At 58.8% G+C, this 20,000-nt stretch carries 20 protein-coding genes and 1 pseudogene; 10 read left to right on the forward strand and 11 right to left on the reverse strand.

Annotation, left to right across the window (positions count from 1 at the left end; translation table 11 throughout):
* Window positions 1–315 precede the first annotated feature (315 nt).
* Window positions 316–2,235 (forward strand): tyrosine-protein phosphatase, encoded by a 1,920-nt coding sequence (locus tag L8H52_RS13505; RefSeq protein WP_242207466.1) that lies wholly within the window; start codon window positions 316–318, stop codon window positions 2,233–2,235.
* Between the two features lie 504 nt (window positions 2,236–2,739).
* Here L8H52_RS13505 and L8H52_RS13510 read toward each other — a convergent pair.
* Window positions 2,740–3,711: an AraC family transcriptional regulator gene (locus tag L8H52_RS13510; protein WP_242207467.1), complete on the reverse strand. Its 972-nt coding sequence runs from the start codon at window positions 3,709–3,711 to the stop codon at window positions 2,740–2,742.
* A 266-nt stretch (window positions 3,712–3,977) separates the two neighbouring features.
* Here L8H52_RS13510 and L8H52_RS13515 point away from each other — a divergent pair, with 266 nt between their 5' ends.
* The 4 genes and pseudogenes from L8H52_RS13515 to L8H52_RS13530 all read left to right on the forward strand — a co-directional run bounded on the left by L8H52_RS13515 (window position 3,978) and on the right by L8H52_RS13530 (window position 6,174).
* Entirely contained in the window at window positions 3,978–4,781 is an 804-nt protein-coding gene (locus L8H52_RS13515; RefSeq protein ID WP_242207468.1) for a 2OG-Fe(II) oxygenase, read from the forward strand.
* Between the two features lie 200 nt (window positions 4,782–4,981).
* Window positions 4,982–5,422 carry a hypothetical protein gene (locus L8H52_RS13520; protein WP_242207469.1) on the forward strand — a complete coding sequence of 147 codons (441 nt, stop codon included), beginning with the start codon at window positions 4,982–4,984 and terminating at the stop codon, window positions 5,420–5,422.
* Window positions 5,423–5,551: 129 nt separating this feature from the next.
* Window positions 5,552–5,833: pseudogene (locus tag L8H52_RS13525) on the forward strand (hypothetical protein); the annotation flags it as partial.
* Window positions 5,818–6,174, forward strand: a complete 357-nt coding sequence (locus L8H52_RS13530; protein WP_242207470.1) for a hypothetical protein — start codon at window positions 5,818–5,820, stop codon at window positions 6,172–6,174. The pseudogene L8H52_RS13525 and the gene L8H52_RS13530, both read left to right, overlap by 16 nt.
* Window positions 6,175–6,273: 99 nt before the next feature.
* Here the strand turns inward: L8H52_RS13530 and L8H52_RS13535 are convergent, their stop codons facing one another.
* The 7 genes from L8H52_RS13535 to L8H52_RS13565 all read right to left on the reverse strand — a co-directional run bounded on the left by L8H52_RS13535 (window position 6,274) and on the right by L8H52_RS13565 (window position 13,892).
* Window positions 6,274–6,591, reverse strand: coding sequence for a hypothetical protein (locus tag L8H52_RS13535; protein ID WP_347340737.1), 318 nt, complete (start codon window positions 6,589–6,591; stop codon window positions 6,274–6,276).
* Window positions 6,592–6,658: 67 nt separating this feature from the next.
* On the reverse strand, window positions 6,659–7,021 hold the full coding sequence (locus L8H52_RS13540) for a hypothetical protein (protein WP_242207471.1): 363 nt from the start codon (window positions 7,019–7,021) through the stop codon (window positions 6,659–6,661).
* A 419-nt stretch (window positions 7,022–7,440) separates the two neighbouring features.
* A complete protein-coding gene (locus L8H52_RS13545; RefSeq protein WP_242207472.1) occupies window positions 7,441–9,945 on the reverse strand; it encodes a fimbria/pilus outer membrane usher protein in 2,505 nt (834 codons plus the stop codon).
* Between the two features lie 75 nt (window positions 9,946–10,020).
* The gene (locus L8H52_RS13550; protein WP_242207473.1) at window positions 10,021–10,761 is read right to left on the reverse strand and encodes a molecular chaperone; all 741 of its coding nucleotides are present in this window, start codon (window positions 10,759–10,761) and stop codon (window positions 10,021–10,023) included.
* Window positions 10,762–10,852: 91 nt separating this feature from the next.
* Complete coding sequence (locus tag L8H52_RS13555; protein ID WP_093433268.1) at window positions 10,853–11,401, reverse strand: fimbrial protein; 549 nt, start codon at window positions 11,399–11,401, stop codon at window positions 10,853–10,855.
* Window positions 11,402–11,685: 284 nt separating this feature from the next.
* Window positions 11,686–12,747, reverse strand: a complete 1,062-nt coding sequence (locus L8H52_RS13560) for a fimbrial protein (RefSeq protein WP_242207474.1) — start codon at window positions 12,745–12,747, stop codon at window positions 11,686–11,688.
* A gap of 335 nt (window positions 12,748–13,082) precedes the next feature.
* Entirely contained in the window at window positions 13,083–13,892 is an 810-nt protein-coding gene (locus L8H52_RS13565; RefSeq protein WP_242207475.1) for an enhanced serine sensitivity protein SseB C-terminal domain-containing protein, read from the reverse strand.
* 400 nt (window positions 13,893–14,292) lie between these two features.
* Here L8H52_RS13565 and L8H52_RS13570 point away from each other — a divergent pair, with 400 nt between their 5' ends.
* Window positions 14,293–14,682: a hypothetical protein gene (locus L8H52_RS13570; RefSeq protein ID WP_242207487.1), complete on the forward strand. Its 390-nt coding sequence runs from the start codon at window positions 14,293–14,295 to the stop codon at window positions 14,680–14,682.
* 70 nt (window positions 14,683–14,752) lie between these two features.
* Window positions 14,753–15,010 carry a hypothetical protein gene (locus tag L8H52_RS13575; protein WP_242207476.1) on the forward strand — a complete coding sequence of 86 codons (258 nt, stop codon included), beginning with the start codon at window positions 14,753–14,755 and terminating at the stop codon, window positions 15,008–15,010.
* Here the strand turns inward: L8H52_RS13575 and L8H52_RS13580 are convergent.
* Together L8H52_RS13580 and L8H52_RS13585 are read right to left on the reverse strand one after the other, a co-directional pair.
* Window positions 15,007–15,750, reverse strand: a complete 744-nt coding sequence (locus L8H52_RS13580; RefSeq protein ID WP_242207477.1) for an anti-sigma factor — start codon at window positions 15,748–15,750, stop codon at window positions 15,007–15,009. The genes L8H52_RS13575 and L8H52_RS13580 overlap by 4 nt on opposite strands.
* The gene (locus L8H52_RS13585; protein WP_242207478.1) at window positions 15,743–16,255 is read right to left on the reverse strand and encodes a sigma-70 family RNA polymerase sigma factor; all 513 of its coding nucleotides are present in this window, start codon (window positions 16,253–16,255) and stop codon (window positions 15,743–15,745) included. Before L8H52_RS13585 ends, L8H52_RS13580 begins: the two co-directional genes overlap by 8 nt.
* Before the next feature lie 153 nt (window positions 16,256–16,408).
* On the opposite strand from L8H52_RS13585, the gene L8H52_RS13590 reads away from it, so the two are divergent.
* Together L8H52_RS13590 and L8H52_RS13595 are read left to right on the forward strand one after the other, a co-directional pair.
* Window positions 16,409–17,377 carry a metallophosphoesterase gene (locus tag L8H52_RS13590; RefSeq protein WP_347340739.1) on the forward strand — a complete coding sequence of 323 codons (969 nt, stop codon included), beginning with the start codon at window positions 16,409–16,411 and terminating at the stop codon, window positions 17,375–17,377.
* Window positions 17,378–17,392: 15 nt separating this feature from the next.
* On the forward strand, window positions 17,393–17,701 hold the full coding sequence (locus L8H52_RS13595) for a cupredoxin family copper-binding protein (RefSeq protein ID WP_242207480.1): 309 nt from the start codon (window positions 17,393–17,395) through the stop codon (window positions 17,699–17,701).
* A gap of 61 nt (window positions 17,702–17,762) precedes the next feature.
* Here the strand turns inward: L8H52_RS13595 and L8H52_RS13600 are convergent, their stop codons facing one another.
* Window positions 17,763–18,389: a TetR/AcrR family transcriptional regulator gene (locus L8H52_RS13600; protein ID WP_242207481.1), complete on the reverse strand. Its 627-nt coding sequence runs from the start codon at window positions 18,387–18,389 to the stop codon at window positions 17,763–17,765.
* Between the two features lie 131 nt (window positions 18,390–18,520).
* Between L8H52_RS13600 and L8H52_RS13605 the strand changes: the two genes are divergently transcribed.
* The gene (locus L8H52_RS13605; RefSeq protein ID WP_242207482.1) at window positions 18,521–19,738 is read left to right on the forward strand and encodes an MFS transporter; all 1,218 of its coding nucleotides are present in this window, start codon (window positions 18,521–18,523) and stop codon (window positions 19,736–19,738) included.
* The last annotated feature ends 262 nt before the right edge of the window (window positions 19,739–20,000 follow it).

A 20,000-nucleotide genomic window follows, 5' to 3' on the forward strand; every position in this document is an offset into this window, starting at 1 on the left:
CTCCTGTGGGAGCGAGCCTGCTCGCGAAGAGGAACTGCCAGCCAACATCGCTTCAGCAGACCCACCGCATTCGCGAGCAGGCTCGCTCCCACAGGTTTTGTGTGAAAACCGAGGTTTCCAGCAACGTCGGTTACCGCTCGAGTCTCAATATCCATTTGGATGACTTCACGAGCCCCGACCTTCCAACGGATGGACCAATCACGCACCCCGCGGCCCGATCGCGCAGCCATTTCCGTTCAAAGCAAAACTGTCATATTCAGTATCACTTGCCTACCCATAGTGACCAGCCCAACGCTTAAACAATGAGGCTGCACCGTGTTTCAACGTCTTTTGTGTTCGCTGTCCGTACTGAGCCTGTCCATCGCCGCCGCCCATGCTGCCGAGGCTGTACCGCTCGACACGCCGCGCCTGCAAGGCATCGACAACTTCCGCGACGTCGCCGGCATCACCACCGCGTACACCACGGCCCACGACGGCACGATGCGCGCCGGGGTGTTCTACCGTTCCAATGCGCTGACGCCGACCGCCGCCGATCTGGCGATTCTCAACGGCCTCGGTATCAAAGCCGTTTACGACTTGCGTACCCCCAGCGAAATCGCCGCCACTCCCGACACCATGATCAGCGGCGCAACCTGGCAGAACATCGACATCATCGGCAGCACCACCTCTGGCTCGAACATCACCAACATCTCCTTCAAAAGCGCCGCCGACGCCATCGCCATGATGGAGCAGACCAACCGCGCTTTCGTCAGTGACGCCGGCATGCGCGGCCAGTTCGGCAAGCTGTTCAATGAACTCGCCAGCGTCGACGCCGCGCAACTGTTCCACTGCACCGCCGGCAAGGACCGCACCGGCTGGACCGCCGCCGTGTTGCAGAGCATCGCCGGGGTCGACAACGCGACCATCATGGCCAACTACCTCGCCACCAACGACTACACCGCCGCCCGCGTCGCCGCCACGCTGAAAGCGCTGCCGCCGAGCATGGCCGCCATTTACGAACCGCTGCTCGGCGTGCAGGCCAGCTACCTGCAGGCCGGCCTCGACGAAGTCACCGCGCAATACGGCAGCATGGACAACTACCTCAAACAAGGCCTCGGTCTGTCGCAGGAAACCATCTATGTGCTGCGCGGCAAACTGGTCGAATACAACAGCCTACCGGGTCAGGCCGGGCTGATCGGCAACGCCGCTGCCGGCGCCGAACTGCTCCGCCAATTGCAGAACACCAGCCTGTCCGGCATCTACAGCGCCTACAACTACTACCTGCAATCGGCCATCGACGCCAGCACCCTCGGCGGTGTCGAATCCCAGGTCGGCGGCCAGGTTCACGCCGACGCCGCCAGCTACCTGCTGCGCCAAAACGCAATGATCGAACAAGCCGCTGCACCATTCGCCAGCGGCACTGATCTCAAGGTCGGCCAATATCGCCTCTGGACCACCGCGCTCGCCGGCTACCTCGGCACCGACGGCTCGGCACACGCCGAGAGCAGCAACGAACACAGCCAAGGCCTGATGGTCGGCATCACCCAGCGCTTCAGCGAACAGCTCAGCGCACGCGGCGGCTTCGGCTACAGCAAAGGCACTGTTGGCGGCGCGGGTGGCGAAGCCGACACCGACTTCACCTTCCTCAACGTCGGCGCCCGCTACGGCTTCACCAGCCTCGAACAAGGCCTGTTTCTCGACGCCAATGCCAGCGCCGGCTACGTCGACTACGACAGCAAACGCGACCTCGGCGGTGGCCTCGGCACCGCGAAAGGCAACAGCCACGGCAACCTCACCGGCGCCACCGTCGCCCTCGGCTACCGCGCCCCGGCCAACGGCATGACCTTCGAGCCAAGCCTGGGTTTGCGCGTCAGCCACCTCGACCTCAACGGCTTCAAAGAAAAGGGCAGCGAACTGTCACTCGACGTCGACGACAACAGCGCCACCCGCCGCAGCGCCGTCGCCAACCTCAACGTCGGCTTCGCCCCGGTGGCGATGGGCGCATGGCAACTGGTGCCGGGCGTACAAGTGGGCTACGAACGCACACTGGGCGACAACCAGGTCGACAGCCAAAGCCACCTGCTGGGCCTCGACATCGAACAACGCGCGGCGTTTGATAATCTCGATCAGTTCAGCGGCGGTGTGAATGTGATGGCCAGCCTCGGCGCCCTGAGCCTCGGCGCAGAAGTCGGCGCCAATGGCGGCGGCGACAGCCACGGCTTCAACGGCGGCCTCAAGGCCAGCTACTCCTTCTAAAAACCACACGGGCTCAAGGATGACTCCCAATCCAACAAACACCCCAAAAACCAATGTGGGAGCGAGCTTGCTCGCGAAAGCGCCAGACCAGTCAACATCAAATCGACTGACCCAGCGCGTTCGCGAGCAAGCCCGCTCCCACAAAAGCCCCTCACCCTAACCCTCTCCCTCGGGAGAGGGGAATTACCGAGGCGTCTTGCGTCATGCATCGACCTGAAAGATCGAGGCGATTATGGATTCAAAGCAAGACTCTCAGGTCGGTGTAGATCTTCAATATCCCCGGCTCGGTTCCCTCTCCTTGGGGAGAGGGATAGGCGGGCGGCGTTCCGATGAGGGGAACGCAGTCACCGCAACATCAACTGGCCAACTCGGTCAAACGCCTCCGCGCCCACTCCTCGATCAACCGCGCCGGCGTGCCATCCCCATGCTTAGCGACCCATCGGCGCAGTGCGACGTTTAGCTAAATCTTCTCACCACAAGGTACCTTGCAAACCTGTTACCCAATCACCCCCGAGCCCGAAACTCTGCCGGACTCACCCCAAAAGCCCCCTGAAAATACTGACAAAACCGCCCCACATTGCTAAACCCGAACCGCAACGCCACCTCCGTCACCGACCCCGAACCACGCTGTTTCAACACCTCATAAGCCCGCTCCAGCCGCACCTGCCGCTGATACGCCACAATCGACATCCCGACAAACCGCCGAAACCCTTCCTGCAACGCGCGCTGACTGACATGGCTCAACCGCGCCAGATCCACACCACTCACCAACTGCTCCGGATGCGCCTGAATAAACTCCACCGCCAGCTTCACATGCCGTGGTGCAACCATCGGCGCCGGCCGCTGCAACGCCTCGGAAAAATTATGCGGCCACGCCTCCAGCACCGCATCAATCAACATCTCGCGCAACCGCGACGGCATCAACGTCCCGCTGCTGAGCAGCAGATCAAACTCCGCCCCCGTCGCCAGATCAATCAACGCCCGAATCCCCTGAAACGCTGCAGTGTTCAGGTCCACGCTGGGTGCAAAAACGATCTTCTGCAGAATCGGCTTATCCAACAGCATCGACAACCGCTCGGTGAGTTGATGACGATTGATCGACATGCCGTGATGCGCATGATCATCAACAAAGCGCATCGAACGAATATCGGCCTTATCAACCGCCAGGCCCACATGCGTCACACCGATGGACTCGGTCGCGTGATTGAAAACAATCTTGCCCGCCGTGGGGATCACAAACGTGATCTCATCCTGCGGATCGGGAAACGAAACGCTGAAATCGCCGTGGTAATGCATGCGCCGGAAACTGACGCCATCGTGCCGCCCATAAACGCCGCCGATAATGATGTTCGACGGCAGCGGCGGAGAGTCGGAATATCGGTTGCCGAAGAATCGGGAGAACAACGCGCCGAAGTCATCGGAACGGAGATTGTCGGAGCGCAGGATGATTTGCTGGCGAACGGGAGTCGGAAACACCTTGGCGGCACCTTCGGTTGGGGGCTCTAGGACTGGGGTGTAGGGCAGGGCGCCGAGGAGATTAGCAGAGGCAATATGACGCGTTTGTGACAGCCAGAAACATGCCGTTACAGCGCCGCGCCACGTTTACGCAACGGACACTCGGCAGGCCATGGTCGACATGGCAACCTGCTCGCATCCGTACTCAGCAAAAAACCAAGGCATCGCGCCGAGCGCCCAGCCTTGTTTACCGAGACCTGAAAGCATTCAAGTAAATTGGAGCGGCAATGCAAGCCAACACACAAACACTCCCCATCACCCTGACCCCGGAACTCGACTTCGACCAAACCGCCGCCAGCGCTTTCGGCGAATCGCTGACCCACGAATACACCCAAGCCACGCCATTCCCGCACATCGTCATCGACAACTTCCTGCAAGCCGACGTCATCGCCAGCATCCGCGAACACTTCCCGGTCGAACCGACCCAAAACGAACAGACCTACGAGCGCGGCTACAAAGGCCAACTCAAACGCCAGATCAGCCCCAACGCCTGCAGCCCCTACCTGAAGAACGTCTTCAACACCTTCAACTCCGCACCCATGCTGGAGTTCCTCGAAAAACTCACCGGCATTCAAGGGCTGATTCCTGATCCTTATTTCGCCGGCGGCGGATTACACGAAACCAAAACCGGCGGCTTCCTCGGCGTGCACTCTGATTTTCGGCTGAACAAGAAGCTCAACGTTGAGCGGCGGTTGAACGTGATTATTTACCTCACCGAGGATTGGCAAGAGGCGTATGGCGGCAACCTGGAGCTTTGGGATGTGGGGATGAAAAAGTGCCTGAAGAAGGTGCTGCCGGTTTATAACCGGTGTGTGATTTTCAATACGGATAAGGACAGCAATCACGGGCATCCGGAGCCGTTGACTACGCCGGAACACATCACTCGGCGGTCGATTGCGCTTTATTACTACACGGCGAGTGGGGTGGGTGGGGAGCCGGGGCAGAGGAATAAAACGCACTATAAGCCGCGGCCGAAGGATCGGTGGAGTTTGATGTACTACGTGAATAAATTGTTTAAGAAGAAAGGTTGAAGGCGGAATGTTCAGGGACGCGCCATATTTTTTTGTTGAGTGATGAGTAGCTCTTGCGAAGTCTGCTTTCGGCGCAACCAACCGACCACAAGCGATTGTTTTCGATTCCAAGTAGCCGTTCGACCTATGTAAGAGTGAACTGGTAAAGTTGAATCTGCCCAGTGATGGTAATAGGTCGACTGGATTGTTTTTGGAGCTTGATGATGGGTTTCTCCTCAACGTTGTGGGAATGGTACGGCCAAGATGAATACAAACGTGTTCTTGCAGTGTGCGAGGCAATCCCGGCTCTTGAGTTCCTCGCACTGACATCGGATATGCAGCAGAAAACCATCCCGGATTGCCCTGCATGTGAAACCTGGTCACAGATGATCCTTCCGTTGAACGAGGTTCTTACAGTCTGTGGCAGCGCGTTACCAGCGCAGATCAATACACGGCTGCGAGACCTTTGGGAGCGATGCAATAGCCTTACTGAGGCTGCATTCTACTGTCATGATCGACTGATATTTGATCATGACGAGTGGCGGCCAATAAGGACTGCGTCCGCAGATGTGCTCGATCTAATGGAGCTAATGGACATCAATCCATTCCTGGATGATTTGCTACTGGATTGTGAAAACCTTGCTCGCGGAATAAAACGTTGAGCATTTTTGCAATCAAGTGGCGATATGGCGTGCATATCGATGCGCCCTGGCAACTGCCTGCTTCTGGCCGATTGCTGCCCTTGAATGCAATCAGAGGCAGCCTTTCCCATCTGAGTTGTGACGTCTCGCAAGCTCGGTGTTGTTGTGACGGCTGCTCTGGCGACATATCAGATATTGAATGCTGAAAACAAACCTATGGAAGCTGCGCGCCAAGGAATCATTGTCGGTGCTGGGGCATTTGGTGGGATTCTTGCGGAGTTGGGCGTCAGCGCATTTTGTGGACCTGGTGCTCCCATTTGTGCAATCGCAGTGGTCTTGGTTGGAACAATCGCAGGCGGTGTTGCGGGCGAAGCTGTTGCGAGTTCATTGGATGAAGAGCTTGAGGAGTTCACGCATTGGAACATCTTCTGACTGAGCCACAACTGACCAAGGTCAGAGCGGCACTCTCCGAGCCATTCAACGACTTTCCTGTCGAATATGACTATCTGGTGAGGAAGTTCAGAGGCGTCGACCCTGACGTTCTTTACGAAATCCTCTATTCAGAGGTCGCTCCGGTGTGTTTCACCAATCTTGTGGCCGCTGTACCTCCTGTGTGGACAGGCTTCGACCCCGAAACTCTCAGAGAGTCGATTGAGGAAAGGTTGGCTGCGAGAGAGCGTAATTGGTTTCGTCGGCAGTTCGACAAGGTGCTGGTGCGTTGGTTGAAATACAACTACGCCTACATCTGGAAGGAGATCGCCAGTAGGCTGTAGCTTGCAGAACAAGGTGGGTTCACAAAGGCAATAACTCGATGCCAAACATAGTTAAGAAATGGTCCTGTTCAGTATTTCATCTGTGTCTATTTTTTGGTGTTATCGCTTTGCGCACATTTCGATATCGGCTTGGTTGGTTATCTCTGAGTCGATACCTAATCTGTATTTACAATAATCGATGATGTCTTGTCGCTGCTCGCTCGTGAGTTTTTCTATACGTCGATAATTTCCGTCATTCGCATGAATGTTGAAAAACTGCATTCGAAAGGTCGGATGCTTTTTGATGAAATATATTCGAGTGATTTCGCTGTCTGAAACTTCGTTATAGAAGCCTGTATTCAGAATAAGCAAAAGTGAAATTAGAGAAGCGAACATCAAATATCTCATACCGGCCTTGGCTTGAGTGGTGGTAATCATTCTGTCTTCGTGCGTATGTTTGATCAACCTCCATGACGGCATCCCAACCGTCATGGAGGGATTTTCGTTACTCCACCGGCACCACGTTATCCAACGCCCGATTCACCGCCAACTCCCAAAGCATTACCACCTGCGCAATGCCTTGCAGTGTCTTGCGTGCCGGTCCCTGCACCAGCCCGATCACATCCCCAAGCATCACCGATGCCGAGCCGAGTGATTCACTGGCATTTACCAGCAATTCCTCAGTCTTGGTGTTCGGGTTGGCGATGAACATCTTGTTGGTTTGGTACGGGGTGAGCATGATTTCCGGGGCAGGGCCGAGATAGTGGGAGAGGGCGCGGTCGACGGCTTCGTTGAATTTCTTGGCGTCTGGGGATTCGTCGCCCGATATTGGATCGGCTTCTGGCGGATTCGGTGTGATTTTGAACATGATGTAACTCCCTTGTGTCGCTTAAAAGGAGCCATCACCCACTCGCTACCAAACGATGGGTGGCGGCCATGCACAGGTTGGTAGACCGGGACACAAGGAAAACCGGCGCGCTCGAAAGCGCCCTGCGCATGACCACCATAAAAGCCAGGCGAAGACTTTCGCCAATAGTGAAATTGCGCACCTTGTATACACGGGCTACCAAACCCGATCACTGCTATTCAGTGACCGACCCACGATAGAACCCGCCCACCCGGCGCACAAGCCGGCGGATTCTGGCGTAGTCGTAGGCAACGGCGCAAGGCGTTGTAGCCTGTCGGACGTATCTCGGAACGTTTTTAAACCGGTCGTTGAAATGCCAGGCGTGTGAGGCCTGGCATCCTTAAACAGCGTCGATCATCAACGCGCGTCAACCCTCGGTTTTACTTACACACGGCATCCGCCACGCGATAACCATCCACCAGCGGTGCTTTGCTCACGTCCAGTTCGATGCGGCAGCTTTGTTCGGCCTTTTCGCCCCATTTCATTTGGTAGACCTTGCCTTCACCCACCGACAGCAACACTTGACCGGCCTGGCCGACGACGCCGGCGCTGGCGCCTTTTTCGTTGGTGATGGGGGTGCCGAACGGCGGTTGTTTGCCGTTCTTGAGGCGTACGTTGAGCAGGGCTTTTTCCGAGCGGCTGGCGGCGAAGCTGGCTTTGACCACGGCGCCGCGACGGGGCACGACGTTGGTCACGCCTTCTTCGATGTCGATGTTGTTGTCCAGCTCGCCGGTGTCGAGTGCCACGCGGTTTTTGCGGTACGGCGTGACGTACGGCACGAGGGCGTAACCCTTGGCGTTGGTCAGGGTGCCGGGGGCGTTGAGGACGCCGACATCCGGGGTGTCTTTGACTTCGACCAGGGCCACGGTTTCGCCGAGGGTCTGGCCGAATTCGAGGCCGTCGCTGTGACCGAGCACTGAGCCGGCGGCGCTCACCGAGGTCTGGCGGTAGCCGCTGCCGACGCTTACGCCCGCGCCGAGTTGGGCGAACGGTGCGCGGTAGCCGATCAGGGCGGAGCCGTTGTTGCCGCCATTGTCGGAGCGGTTGGCGTTGACGTTGTAGTTGAGGTTGCCGTCGCGCCCGCTCAGGCCAGCACGCTGGTCGAGGCTGCCGTCGTTGTTGCGCGTGACGGTGTAGGTGCCGGTGCTGCGCGTCTGGCCGATGGGCATCGAAACGGTGAACACCACTTGATTGTTCTGGCCGAAGTTGTCGGTCAGGGTCTTGCTCGCGTAGATGCCGTAGGTCACGCCCTTGTGTTGGGTGTTGAAGCCCAATTGCATCTGTTTGTCTTCGCGCGAGCTGCCCCAATAGTTCTGCTTGCTCATGTTCAGGTAGAACGAGCCGTAGCTGTCGAGCGCCTGGTTGATGCTGGCTTCGACTTTGCTGCGCTTGGAGAAGGTGTTGAATTCGTTCGGTTCCTGCAGGCTCACCGCTTCATCAAAGTCGCGATAGCCTTCGGTGGAATAGCGATAGCCGGCGAAGCGTACCGAGGTGCCAGTCTCGAAGGCCTTGCCGTAACGCACGCCAAAGCTCTGGCCTTTCTGTTTGCCGGCCGCGACGCCGGAGCCGCTTGGAACGTCGGTCTGGGCCTGGGTCACGTCCAGCGACACGGCGCCCAGACTGCCGAGGCTTTTGCCCACGCCGATGACGCCGGCGCGATAGAAGTCAGCGCCCAACAGGCCGCCATACAACGTCAGGTCGAACGGCAAACCGTACGCCAGCGACGCTTGGGCGAAGGCCGGACGCTGGCCGCCGTCGACGGCGTTGTACTCACCGGCGGTGGCGCTGTAACGCCAGGTGTTTTCCCGCAGCATGTTGGCCAGCGTGGCGTACGGCTGGGTGAAGCGCCGTTCGCGGCCGTCGGCTTCGGTGATGATGACTTCCAGGTCGCCGCTGCCCGACGCGGCGTTGAGGTCGTCGATTTCGAACGCTCCCGGCGCCACGTACGTGGTGTACAGCGAGTAGCCGTTCTGGCGCACTTCGACTTTGGCCTGGGTTTCGGCGATGCCGCGAATGATCGGCGCATAACCCTGCATCGAGTCCGGCAGCATGCCCATGTCGGACGCCACTTGGGCGCCGCGAAACGGAATGCTGTCGAACACATCGCCCGGGGTGAAGCTTTCGCCGAGGGTCAGGGTGCCTTTGATTGCAGTCAAATCGCGCTGCGCGTAGGTGTTGCTGCGCTGCCAGTCCTGCTGGCCGTCTTCATCCTGACGGAACGAGGAGCTGGAGCGAAAACGCCAGTCGCCGAGGTTGAATCCGCCGTTGGCGTAGAGGTTGTATTGCGTGCCGTTGCCACGGGCGTCGGACTGGGTGTTGGCCGCCGAGAACTGATAGTTGAGCATCGCCGCGTTGATCCCGCGATCCCATTCTTCGGGGGCAACATAACCGGCGGCATCGCGGCGCAGAGCGATCTGCGGCACGCTGATGTCGAGGGCCAGACGCCCGGCGTCGAAGCTCACCGAAGCGCCTTCGATCAGTTCGGCAAGGTCGATGCACGCGGGGAATGTTTCGCCCGGGGGCAGGAATGCATCGACCTTGACCCCCAGTTCCTTGAGAAATGCTTCGGACAGACAGGCGCGTACCTCAGCGCTTTTCGCGTCCTTGGCGAAGGTCATGTCGCGGCGGTCGAAGAAGCTCTGATTCAGACGGATTACCACCGGATAGGTGCCGGGGCCGATGCTGCCGCTGTTGGCGATGGCGTCCAGATCGAGGTTGGGCCCGGCGCTGGCGCCACCGAAGGGCTGCATGAAGCTGGCATCAAATTTCGCCGGTTCATCTGCGCTCGCCGAGCTGCCCATCAGCGCCGCGAGGATGGCGACCGACAGATGCAATGGAACAAAAGGCGCAGACTGACGATGACGGTTCAGGGCTTCGATTCGCATGACAATACTCAACACTCGGCCGCCACGCGGCATCGGCAGCGTGCAGGCAGGTTCGCAAGGAAAGGGGTGACGGTGTTACGGGGCGCTGCTCAGCTCGACTTTTTTCGGCTCGCTGTAACCGCCGTAGTCGTTGATCGCGGAGAACACCACCGCCCCGCTGCGGCCGCTGAAACCTGGCAGTGCGTAACGCTGGCTGCTCATCGGCGCGACCATTTTCGGTTCGTTGACTTCAACGATTTGCGCACCGGCCTCGACTTTCACGCCGATAAAGGACACGTGAAACGCTGTCGGGTTGTTGACCACCAGCACCGGTTTGCCTTGTTCCTGTTGCAGGCTCCAGCGCAGTTGAGGTGGCGCATCCATCGCGCTGCCCTTCAGGGTGGGCGGGCGATAGAAGACTTTGATCCGCGTGCGCATGGCGATTTTCAGGGTGTTGGCGTCAGCCTTGCCGGCCAGCGGAATTTCCTGGGCGTTGAAGTAGAAGACCGATTCGCGGTCTTGCGGCAGATCGCCGGGGACTTTCTGGATGCGCACCATTTGCTCTTTGCGCGGATCGAGGCGAAACAGCGGCGGGGTGGCCACGAACGGGGTCGCAGAGGTGTTGTCGTCGGCCTCGGTGTTGATCCAGGCTTGCACCGCGTAGGGCTCGGCCGTGGTATTGCTGACCGTGATCGAGGCATCGCGTTTGTTGCCGTCGTACACGATGCGCGTGCCGCCGAGCATCACACCGGCCTGGCTGAAACTGCTGAGCAACGTTGCACTCAGCAACACGGCCAACACCGATGCGGTTTTGAAGGGGGTTTTTGCTGGTTTCATTGCGTTCATCCTCTTGTCGGCACGGCCACAAAAACCGTGGCAAAGGGAAGGGCCTCCGGCGGCGCCAATCGCCGCCGGAGGCTGACCGGACTTACTGGTAGTCGACGGTAAACGCGGCTTTGGCGTTGGCCGGACCGGAAGTGGCTGCGCCGGTGGCGACGTAGTTGGCGGTGAAGCGCAGCGGCTGGGTCAGGTCCAGATACGGCGAGGATTCCAGGCCCAGTTGCACGTCTTTGCCGGACGCATCCTTGATCTGCACGGCGACGTTGGTGGCCACGCCGGCTTCTGGCAGCAGGCCGATCCACTGGCCGCTGGAACCGGCGTTGCCGCTCAGCGAAAGGAACTTGACCACGGCTTTCTTGCCGGTGACGTTGCAGCCCGGTGCGGTGGTGTCGATGGTCAGGGTGAACGCGCCGCCACCCGCTACTGCGCCGGCCGTGGCCAGGGAGGTCGCCGGCACGCTGCCGAGGCCAACGTCGCCGGCACCGGCCGAACCGTTGAGGTCGGAAACCACGACCGGGCAGGTGTTGTCGGTCACGCTGCCGACAAAGTTGATTTCACCGTCAGCGGCCATTGCGGCTTGCGAAGCAGCTGCCAGAACCAGGGCCAGGGACAAACCTTTGAGCGCAAAATTTTTCATGATCACTTCCAGATATTGAGTAAATGTCCTTAAGCCCGAAGGCCCTGAGACGGATCGACGTCGCCATCCCGTCGGGGGCAGAGCGTGGCGTCTGAGGCTCATTATCGGGATGCGAATCGGGGCGCTATGTAGGGAAAATCCCTTTGCGTGTAGGAAAATTCCTAGCGCTGCTGTGCGATCAATAAGTCGTTGGCCAAAAAAACGCCCCGCCTCTGGCACCGCACGAAATGGGCGATGGCAAAGGGGAGCGTCGGGAAAAACAGGTGGATTGTTGTGGGGGGATTTCAGCGGTAAGTCACGGTGAAACTCGCATGGCCATTAGCGGTGCCGGGCTGCGGCGTCGGCCCATCGCCGGTCTGGATATAACGGGCGCGGAGCGGCACTGACGTCACGCCGTTGACGATCCGATTGAGGCGCACGGGCTGGCCCAGATTCATCGGCGTGCCGTTGTCCTGCAACACCTGAATGGCCACGCCTTGCGCCGTCGAATCGCTCGACAGGCTCAGGACACCGTTGGCCGCGTCGAGGATGGTTGAGGTCTTGTCGGCATCGATCTGAATGTTGGCGAAGTTGCCGTTGAAGTAGCCGTTGGTGTTCGAAGGGTAGTTGTTGCCGGCGATGCAGGCGTTGAGGGTAATGGCGAACGGCTGGTCCTGGGTGGTGGAGTTTTTGCCGTTGAACACGCGTTTTTCCCAGGTGCCCATTGGCACGTTGATCTGGTTGCCCGGTGCGGCGGGCAGGGAGCAGCCGGCCAGGGTCACGGTGGCGGTGAAGGTCAGGTCGAACATTGGACCCATGTCCGAAGTGCCAGTGGCGACCAGTTGGTTGATGGTGTGGGTGCCAGGCGCGATGTCACCGGTCTTGATCAGCGCATAACGCATCATCGCCTGGTTCATGTTCGCCTGGCTTGGAGCGGTGCGATTCATGTTGAAGGGAATGAATCGGTTGGGATTACCCGGCGGCGTAATCCAGGCGGCAGCGAAACCGGTCATGTAGATGGCCAGGCCAATGCCGGGCACGTTGGTCTGCAGCAAGGCATTGGCCGGCACATCCAGCACATCCACCGGAATGTTTACCACCACCGGACCGATCAGTGTTGTGTTGTAGGTGGCCGTGCCATAACACAGCAAGGTGTCACCGAAATTCAGCTGGCGCATGGTGCCGTTGGTGTTCAGCGTGGTGCCGATCGGCACGTCTCGCGGCGCGAACACCGCGCCGCCGGTGAGCGTCAACTGCTTGACCGTATTGTTGCCCGTCGCCCACGTGCAAGCCGCCATCGCCGGCGCCGCCATCAGCATCAACGCCGATGCGCCAAGCCCGCCCAGCATTCGTAACCCGATCTTCATGGTGTATGCCCTCCTGAGAAGAAAACGGCCATTCAATGCAGGCTGACTGCATCTGGACGTTGTTGGCGTCGGCCAACGAAGGGCTGAATTATCAGGATCACAAGGGGCGCATCGAATAGTCGGCTTCCCGCTGGCTTGTAGGAAATTTCCCAGAGGTTTCGGCACCAACGAGATCAAGGTCAATCCGAGTCGTGATACCCGGAAGCAGGCAGCGATCCTTGATACTACGTTGATGCAACCCTGATGGGCACCGAGTCTTGAGCAAATTGATCGACTGAGTCTGAAAGGCAGCGGCGAATAATTCACCGCTTAACCCAAGCGTTTGCGCACCGCTTTCAACACCGCTTCGATGTACCACCAAAGCCAAACAATGAACGCAGTTTGCTGCCCAGCGTCCGCTCATAGAATGGAGTGGTTTGTGTAAAGAAGTAATCGCTCAGGTCCTGTTCACCTTCCTGAATGCGATACAGGCCAACGTCCTCGCCATCGGGTGCGGTGTCCCTGGCAACTTGACTGGCTTCGCGCAAGATCAATTCAATATCGCCGTCCGCTTCGATGCCAACCACCAGGTGAGGCTTTTCATCCGTCGTTACGTTGTACATCAGCGCCAGAAACCCACGCTTGATGTTGCGATGTCTGGCGAATAACGGCGTGAGCGCGTTCACCATCCTTGTCGGATATTGCGCTGGCTGCCCGAGTTGCACGTGGGCGTCTTTTTCCAATGTGCGTTGTGTGGTCCGGCCCATCTCGGGGGACAGCAGGTTTTGCACTTCTTCCGGGAGAAACTCTTTGCCATAGGGCGACTTCGGTTCCAGGAACAGCGGGGTGCCCAGTGTCATTTCAAACAGGGATCTGGCCGGAATTTCCAGATAGGACTCGCCACGAGCTATGGACTGTTCCAGGGTTTGCAACGAGGTAAAAAACGGGATGACTGCCGTGCCGTCCTGCTTTTCCCAATGTGCGATGCTGATTTGGCTGCCAGCCTCAAGGTCAATGTGCCCCTTGCCTGCGCCGGTGGAGCCTGGGACATAAACCATGGAGTTCAGCAGCGTCTTGAAAAAATCAGGTCGGCGGGCCGGTTCCTTCGCAGCCAACTCCAGCGATTGTTCTAGGGTGTTTTCTTCCTGGGTATTGCTGATGTCCATCGGTCGTTCCATAAAAACAGACAAAAAATGAATGGCAAAGAGTAGATCAGTCGCTGCTGCACCCTAGCAGGATCCAGCGTTTCCCTTGAGCGTGTACGTCGTAGGCAAACTCCCAGAAAACCGGATAACCCGGACGCCCCTTTACGTATCTGAAGGCGCTTATCTGGTCAGCCTCATCGACATGTGCAAGTCGCATCATTTCGCTGGCAAGTTGCGTGATTTCTTCGCGTTTAAAACTTTCATACGCCTCCATTGTTGTAACGGCTTGCCCGGCAGAATCGTGAGCAGGTTTTTACGCGCCTGTGAAAAGGTGAAGAAAAGCCTTCTGATAAATCTGAAATTTGATGGGGTAGGATGCTCACACACTGGAATAGCCTTCTTCATCAAGGACGCGACATTTATGGAAAACCTCTTTTCTCAAGTCAGCGAACGTTTGCATGATCGCCGATTCGCGGTAGCGGATAACACGCAGGGGTTGTCGGGTAGCGGGACGGTGTTTCATTACCGTGTTGAGGGTTCGGGCATTTCCGGCACTTACCAGGGCGGGCGGATTCGTATGGGGCATCAGGTTGGCCGCGTGACCGGCCCTGACACCATTGAGTTACTGTTTCATTGCCTGACAACCGAGAATGAAATGCTGTCCGGTTGGTCACGTGGCATTGTTGGCGTTAATGACGCAGGACGAACTACGTTGAGTTTTGTGTGGGGGTGGTTGTCCGGCGCAAGCGGCGGCGGGGAATCGAGTTATGTTGAGGTTGTGACCTGGCGCGAGCCCAACGATGTCGATTGACTACGTCATCCAAAGTTACCGGTGGGAGCATCGGGCCGACGGTCTACACGCAATAGATGAGGGGCATTTGATGAGCAAACTGTCAGCAATGATCGCGCAAGCGAGTGCGGGGCTTTCCGTGCAGCAGCGTATTTCGGAAGAGCAGTGGACGGCAATTGCGCGGCAATGTGGGGACGAAGAGGTTGCTGAAATACGCGATCGAATTGACGCGCTGAGGGCTGAGTTGGCGACGGTTGAGGATTGGGATGGCGATACTCAGGATGAAATCCATTTGGCGATCTCACGCTTTTCCCGGATGTTGAGGAGCGCTACAGGGGATGGTGGTTAAGGGGTGTTTTGCAGGAGCTGACCGAGGGTCTGCAGTTCACCTTTTTCGACGTCGGAGACGAGGACGTAGCGCATGTGGTTTGCTTGCCACGAGACGACGTTGAAGCCGCGGATTGATTGGGCTTGCTGAGGCTTGTCGGCGTCGGGGGTGGGCAGGATGAACACGTTGATGATGTGTTTGGCGTGGCCGTAGCTGAGGGCGGCGGCGGTTTGATGTTGCAGGTAATCGAGGCGGCCGCCCAGCAGCGGGAAGCCTTGCGCGGTGTAGTCGAACACCGGTGGCGAGAAGTCGAGTTTGCCGGTGAACCACGGTTTGACGGTGTGGCGATCAGAGGAGACGACGTCGTTGAGGTGTTCGCCCATCAGCGAGCGCACGTGGCTGGAGACGGCTTCGTCCATCAATGGTTGTTCGCTGCCGGGCGTGGCGACGTAAAGCATCACCGCCAGCGCTAACGCCGTTGCGGAAAACGCTGGGGCGAACCACTTGCGCCAGCGCTCCATAAAACCAATCGCGGGTGCTTCAGGCGTAAAGAGACTGGCGGCCAACGATGCAGGCGCCGGGTAATACGCAGCATGGCGCTTTACGCTGACTTTCAGCGCTCTCACTTCCTCACACACCCGTGCACATTCCGCACACGCAGCCAAATGCGCCGCCACCTCCGCAGCCAAAGCCGAATCAAGTTCCTGATCCACATAACCCTGCAACCGCACCCGGCACACCGGGCAATCAAGTTCATTCATGATCGTGCAACTTCAGTAATTCAACTTTGAGCATCGCGCGGGCCCGGGCCAGTCGCGACATGACGGTGCCGATCGGAATGTCGGCGACCAGAGCGATGTCTTTGTAGGGCAGGTCTTCGAGTTCTTTGAGCACGATCACCTCGCGATACGCTGGCGGCAGGGCGCTGAGGGCTTGCTGGAGCAACGCGGCGTTTTCCATGTGGATGGCCAGCAGTTCCGGGGTCTGGCTGTGGCTGAGCGCGCCTTGGTGTTCGCCGATGTCGTCGTCAATCGGCACCCAATGCCGCCCGGCCGAAGCTTTGAGCCAGGTATAGCTTTCGTTGCGCACGATGGTCAGGAACCACGCCTTGGCGTTGCCATCGGCGAAACGCTGCAAAAACCTGAAGGCGCGCAAGGCGCTTTCCTGCACGACGTCGCGCGCGGCGCTGTCGTTGCCGGTCAGCCAGCGCGCGAGGTTGTAGGCGGCGTCCAGATGGGGCGCTATCAGTTCCTCGAATTGCTTCATGGTCGGTTCCGCACCGTCACACCTCTATAACCGTGCTGCGTGGGCGTTTATTCCCGCAAAATTATTTATTTTTTTGCGCGGAATAAACCGCCGCCGCGCCGGGTTTCCCTCGTGTCAGCTACCTCACTGTAGTTCGCCCGCGAGGACACACCGATGGACATGCAAACAAAATCTCAACGCCGCACCGACGGCTTGCTCAACCCTGACCGGCGCTCGCTGCTCAAGTGCTCGGCGTGGGCCGGGGCCGGCGTCATTTGGGCCTTGCATGGCGGCATTCCGAAAGCCTTTGCGCTGGATGCAGCGGGCAACGTCAGCGACCCCAAAGCGTTGGCCAGCACCTTTCATTTCGTGCAGATCAGCGACTCGCACATCGGTTTCAACAAGGAAGCCAATCCTGAACCGGTGAAGACTTTGCAGGTGGCGATCGACAAAGTGATCGCACTGCCGAAACGGCCATCGCTGATCCTCCACACCGGCGACATCACCCACCTGTCCAAAGCCGAAGAGTTCGATACTGCCGCGCAGTTGCTCAAGGCGCTGCCGGCGACCGTGCATTACGTGCCCGGCGAGCACGACACGCTCGATGCGGGCGGCGGTGCGCTGTATCTCGAACGCTATGGCAAGGGCACCAAAGGCAATGGCTGGTACAGCTTCGACGACCACGGCGTGCATTTCATTGCGCTGGTGAATGTCTTCAATTTTCAGGCCGGACGGGAAGCCAACCTCGGTGCCGAGCAACTGGCGTGGCTGGCCGATGACTTGCGCGCGGTGTCGAGCAGCACGCCCATTGTCGTGTTCACGCACATTCCGTTGTGGACGATCTATCAGCCATGGGGCTGGGGCACCGAAGACGGCGATCAGGCGATCGCGATGCTGCGCAAGTACGGTTCGGTGACGGTGCTGAACGGGCACATTCATCAGGTCATTCAGAAAGTCGAAGGCAACATCACTTTCCACACCGCCCGTGGTACGGCGTATCCGCAACCGGCACCGGGCGCGGCACCGTCACCGGGGCCGATGACGGTGGCGGCGGATCAGTTGCGCAATTATCTGGGGCTCACCGATGTGCGCGCGATACAGGGCGAGCATCCGTTGGCGCTGATCGATTCGACATTGGTTTAAGGGGAGGGCGCAACGATGAAAACGCGATTGGCGGGGCTGCTGTGTTTGCTGTTATCGATGCCAGTGTGGGCACAGGACGTGAAGATCGACATCAAGGAATTCATGTTCGGCCCCAAGGATCTGACCGTAAGCGTGGGCACCAAAGTGACGTGGGTGAATGACGATCAGATCCCGCATACGGTGGCCGAAACCCACAAGGTATTTCGCTCGGGAGCGCTGGACACCGACGACAGTTTTTCCTGGGTGTTCGATACGCCGGGGGAGTTTGAGTACTTCTGTGCGCTGCATCCGCAGATGATCGGGAAGATTATCGTGACTCAATAATCTTCCCGGAAAACGTCCGTACTTTTGTGCTGCCAGGGTATCGTGCCGATTTTCATTACTGTCAGGACGCAGGTGCGGTGGCACGGGCCAAATCCCACGTGCGCATCACCTGCGTAATCGCTGCGTCAATGCTCTCAATCGGTGTGTCATCCCGAGCGAGGATGGAAATCCCTTGGAGGAAACTGTCAAACACCGTCGCCATCGCGGCTGCGTTCGTGTCCTCCGCTAACAGACCTTCTCGCACACCACGTTCGACACACGCTCGAATCCCGGCGCGTGTGCGGGCGCGGGAGTGGGTGAGGGCTTCGACGACACCGGCGTTTTCCGGGCTGGGCGCGCTCATGACGCCGAGGGTGACCATGCAGCCCTTGGGGTGGCCGTCATCGCATTGCATGCGTGCCGACTGGCGCAGCGCGGTCTCGATGGCTTGGCGTGGCGGCAGGGTTTCGTCCCACAGGCATTCGGTGACCTGGGCGAAGGTGGTGAGGTAACGCTGCACACACTCATCGAACAAGGCTTCTTTTGAGCCGAATGCGGCGTAGAAGCTTGGCGCGGAGATGCCACCGCCCAACTGCGCCTTCAACAGGGCGAGGGAGGTCGAGTCGTAGCCGTGTTGCCAGAACAATTGCATCGCCTGGTCAACGGCGTCGTCGCGATCGAATGTGCGGGGGCGACCGGTTCTGGCCATAGCAGAAACTCCTCGGAAAGTGATTTGGATACTAGTCGATACATAAGTCGTTGACAACGTGCCTCGGCTGCCGCCAGTATTTTATATCGATCGGTACGCAAGTCTGAATTTCCAAACTCAAGGAGTTTCCCGTGACACCTTCAATGACTCTATCGGCAGCGCCCAAGCGCCTGCCCATCGGCGCCTTGCTGGCGCTGGCCATGACCGGCTTTATCTGCATCGTTACCGAAACCTTGCCCGCCGGGCTGTTGCCGCTGATCAGCGATGGTCTGGCGATTTCGCCTTCCATGGCTGGGCAAATGGTCACCGCGTACGCGCTGGGCTCGGTGCTGGCGGTGATTCCGATGACCATCGCCACGCGCGGTTGGCGTCGGCGCAATGTGTTGTTGCTGACGATTGTTGGTTTTCTGTTGTTCAACTCGATTACCGCGTTGTCGTCGCATTATGGTGTGACGCTGGTGGCGCGGTTTTTCGCCGGGGTTGCGGCGGGTCTGGCGTGGAGTCTGTTGGCCGGCTATGCGCGACGCATGGTCGAGCCGGATCAACAGGGCAAGGCGTTGGCGCTGGCCATGGTCGGTACGCCGATTGCCTTGTCACTGGGCGTGCCGCTCGGCACATGGCTGGGAGGCCTCGTCGGTTGGCGCACGACGTTCGGGCTGATGTCGGCCCTGACCTTGATCCTGATCGTCTGGGTGTTGGTGAAGGTGCCGGATTATCCTCCGCAACCTGCGCATCAACGCCTGTCGCTGCGCCGCGTGCTGATCACGCCGGGTGTCCGACCGGTGCTGGCAGTGGTGATCAGCTGGATGCTCGCGCACAACATTCTCTACACCTACATCGCGCCGTTCGTAGCCCCGGCAGGGCTGGCCGATCGTGTGGATCTGGTTTTGCTGGTGTTCGGCATCGCCGCGCTGGCGGGGATCTGGCTGACGGCGAAACTGGTTGAGCCGCTGTTGCGCAAGACCGTGCTGGTAAGCCTGGCGACGTTTGCACTGGTTTGCGTGGTGTTTGGCTTTTTCGGGCGTATGCCGCAGGTGATTTACTTCGGCGTAGCGGTGTGGGGGTTGAGTTTTGGCGGTGCGGCGACCTTGTTGCAGACAGCGCTGGCAGATGCCGCCGGTGATGGCGCCGATGTCGCGCTGTCGTTGAATGTGGTGGCGTGGAACAGCGCGATTGCCGGTAGCGGGGTGGTCGGCGGGGTGTTGCTGGATCGATGGGGCGTCGCCTCGTTTCCCTGGGCGATGGTGGTGCTGGTGAGTGTGGGGTTTGTGATTGCCCGGAGTGCTCGGGCGTATGGGTTCAGAGCGGGGCCGCGTGGGGCGGGAGCGGCGGTCGTGGTTGGGCACTGAGGGTTTTTCAACGCAGCTCATTTTTTGAAGTGCGCAAGAAGTTGCGCAGTGACTTTCTTTTTTTCCTCGGGTGAATGCCCTGTAGCCCACGTCGTTATTGGCCTCTAGCCAAGTGCGCAACTTCTTGCACACCACTGCGCAAGAAGTTGCGCACTTTTCTATGTTTTGTTCGGATTAAACATCAGAGCAATTGAAATGGCGCGTTTAAAGCCTTGATCTGTATGGGTTGCATGAAAGCTGGCATGAATTTTGATGGCTCATG

Source organism: Pseudomonas sp. CROZ-RG-20F-R04-15 (assembly GCF_022662375.1).
In the GTDB taxonomy this organism is placed as follows: Bacteria; Pseudomonadota; Gammaproteobacteria; order Pseudomonadales; family Pseudomonadaceae; genus Aquipseudomonas.

Excerpts from the sequence above, each read along its gene's own strand:
- L8H52_RS13515 (WP_242207468.1), top strand. The coding sequence starts at position 3,978 with ATGCAAGCCAACACACAAACACTCCCCATCACCCTGACCCCGGAACTC.
- L8H52_RS13520 (WP_242207469.1), top strand. The coding sequence starts at position 4,982 with ATGATGGGTTTCTCCTCAACGTTGTGGGAATGGTACGGCCAAGATGAA.
- L8H52_RS13535 (WP_347340737.1), bottom strand. The coding sequence starts at position 6,591 with ATGATTACCACCACTCAAGCCAAGGCCGGTATGAGATATTTGATGTTC.
- L8H52_RS13540 (WP_242207471.1), bottom strand. The coding sequence starts at position 7,021 with ATGTTCAAAATCACACCGAATCCGCCAGAAGCCGATCCAATATCGGGC.
- L8H52_RS13545 (WP_242207472.1), bottom strand. The coding sequence starts at position 9,945 with ATGCGAATCGAAGCCCTGAACCGTCATCGTCAGTCTGCGCCTTTTGTT.
- L8H52_RS13550 (WP_242207473.1), bottom strand. The coding sequence starts at position 10,761 with ATGAAACCAGCAAAAACCCCCTTCAAAACCGCATCGGTGTTGGCCGTG.
- L8H52_RS13555 (WP_093433268.1), bottom strand. The coding sequence starts at position 11,401 with ATGAAAAATTTTGCGCTCAAAGGTTTGTCCCTGGCCCTGGTTCTGGCA.
- L8H52_RS13560 (WP_242207474.1), bottom strand. The coding sequence starts at position 12,747 with ATGAAGATCGGGTTACGAATGCTGGGCGGGCTTGGCGCATCGGCGTTG.
- L8H52_RS13565 (WP_242207475.1), bottom strand. The coding sequence starts at position 13,892 with ATGGACATCAGCAATACCCAGGAAGAAAACACCCTAGAACAATCGCTG.
- L8H52_RS13570 (WP_242207487.1), top strand. The coding sequence starts at position 14,293 with ATGGAAAACCTCTTTTCTCAAGTCAGCGAACGTTTGCATGATCGCCGA.
- L8H52_RS13575 (WP_242207476.1), top strand. The coding sequence starts at position 14,753 with ATGAGCAAACTGTCAGCAATGATCGCGCAAGCGAGTGCGGGGCTTTCC.
- L8H52_RS13580 (WP_242207477.1), bottom strand. The coding sequence starts at position 15,750 with ATGAATGAACTTGATTGCCCGGTGTGCCGGGTGCGGTTGCAGGGTTAT.
- L8H52_RS13585 (WP_242207478.1), bottom strand. The coding sequence starts at position 16,255 with ATGAAGCAATTCGAGGAACTGATAGCGCCCCATCTGGACGCCGCCTAC.
- L8H52_RS13590 (WP_347340739.1), top strand. The coding sequence starts at position 16,409 with ATGGACATGCAAACAAAATCTCAACGCCGCACCGACGGCTTGCTCAAC.
- L8H52_RS13595 (WP_242207480.1), top strand. The coding sequence starts at position 17,393 with ATGAAAACGCGATTGGCGGGGCTGCTGTGTTTGCTGTTATCGATGCCA.
- L8H52_RS13600 (WP_242207481.1), bottom strand. The coding sequence starts at position 18,389 with ATGGCCAGAACCGGTCGCCCCCGCACATTCGATCGCGACGACGCCGTT.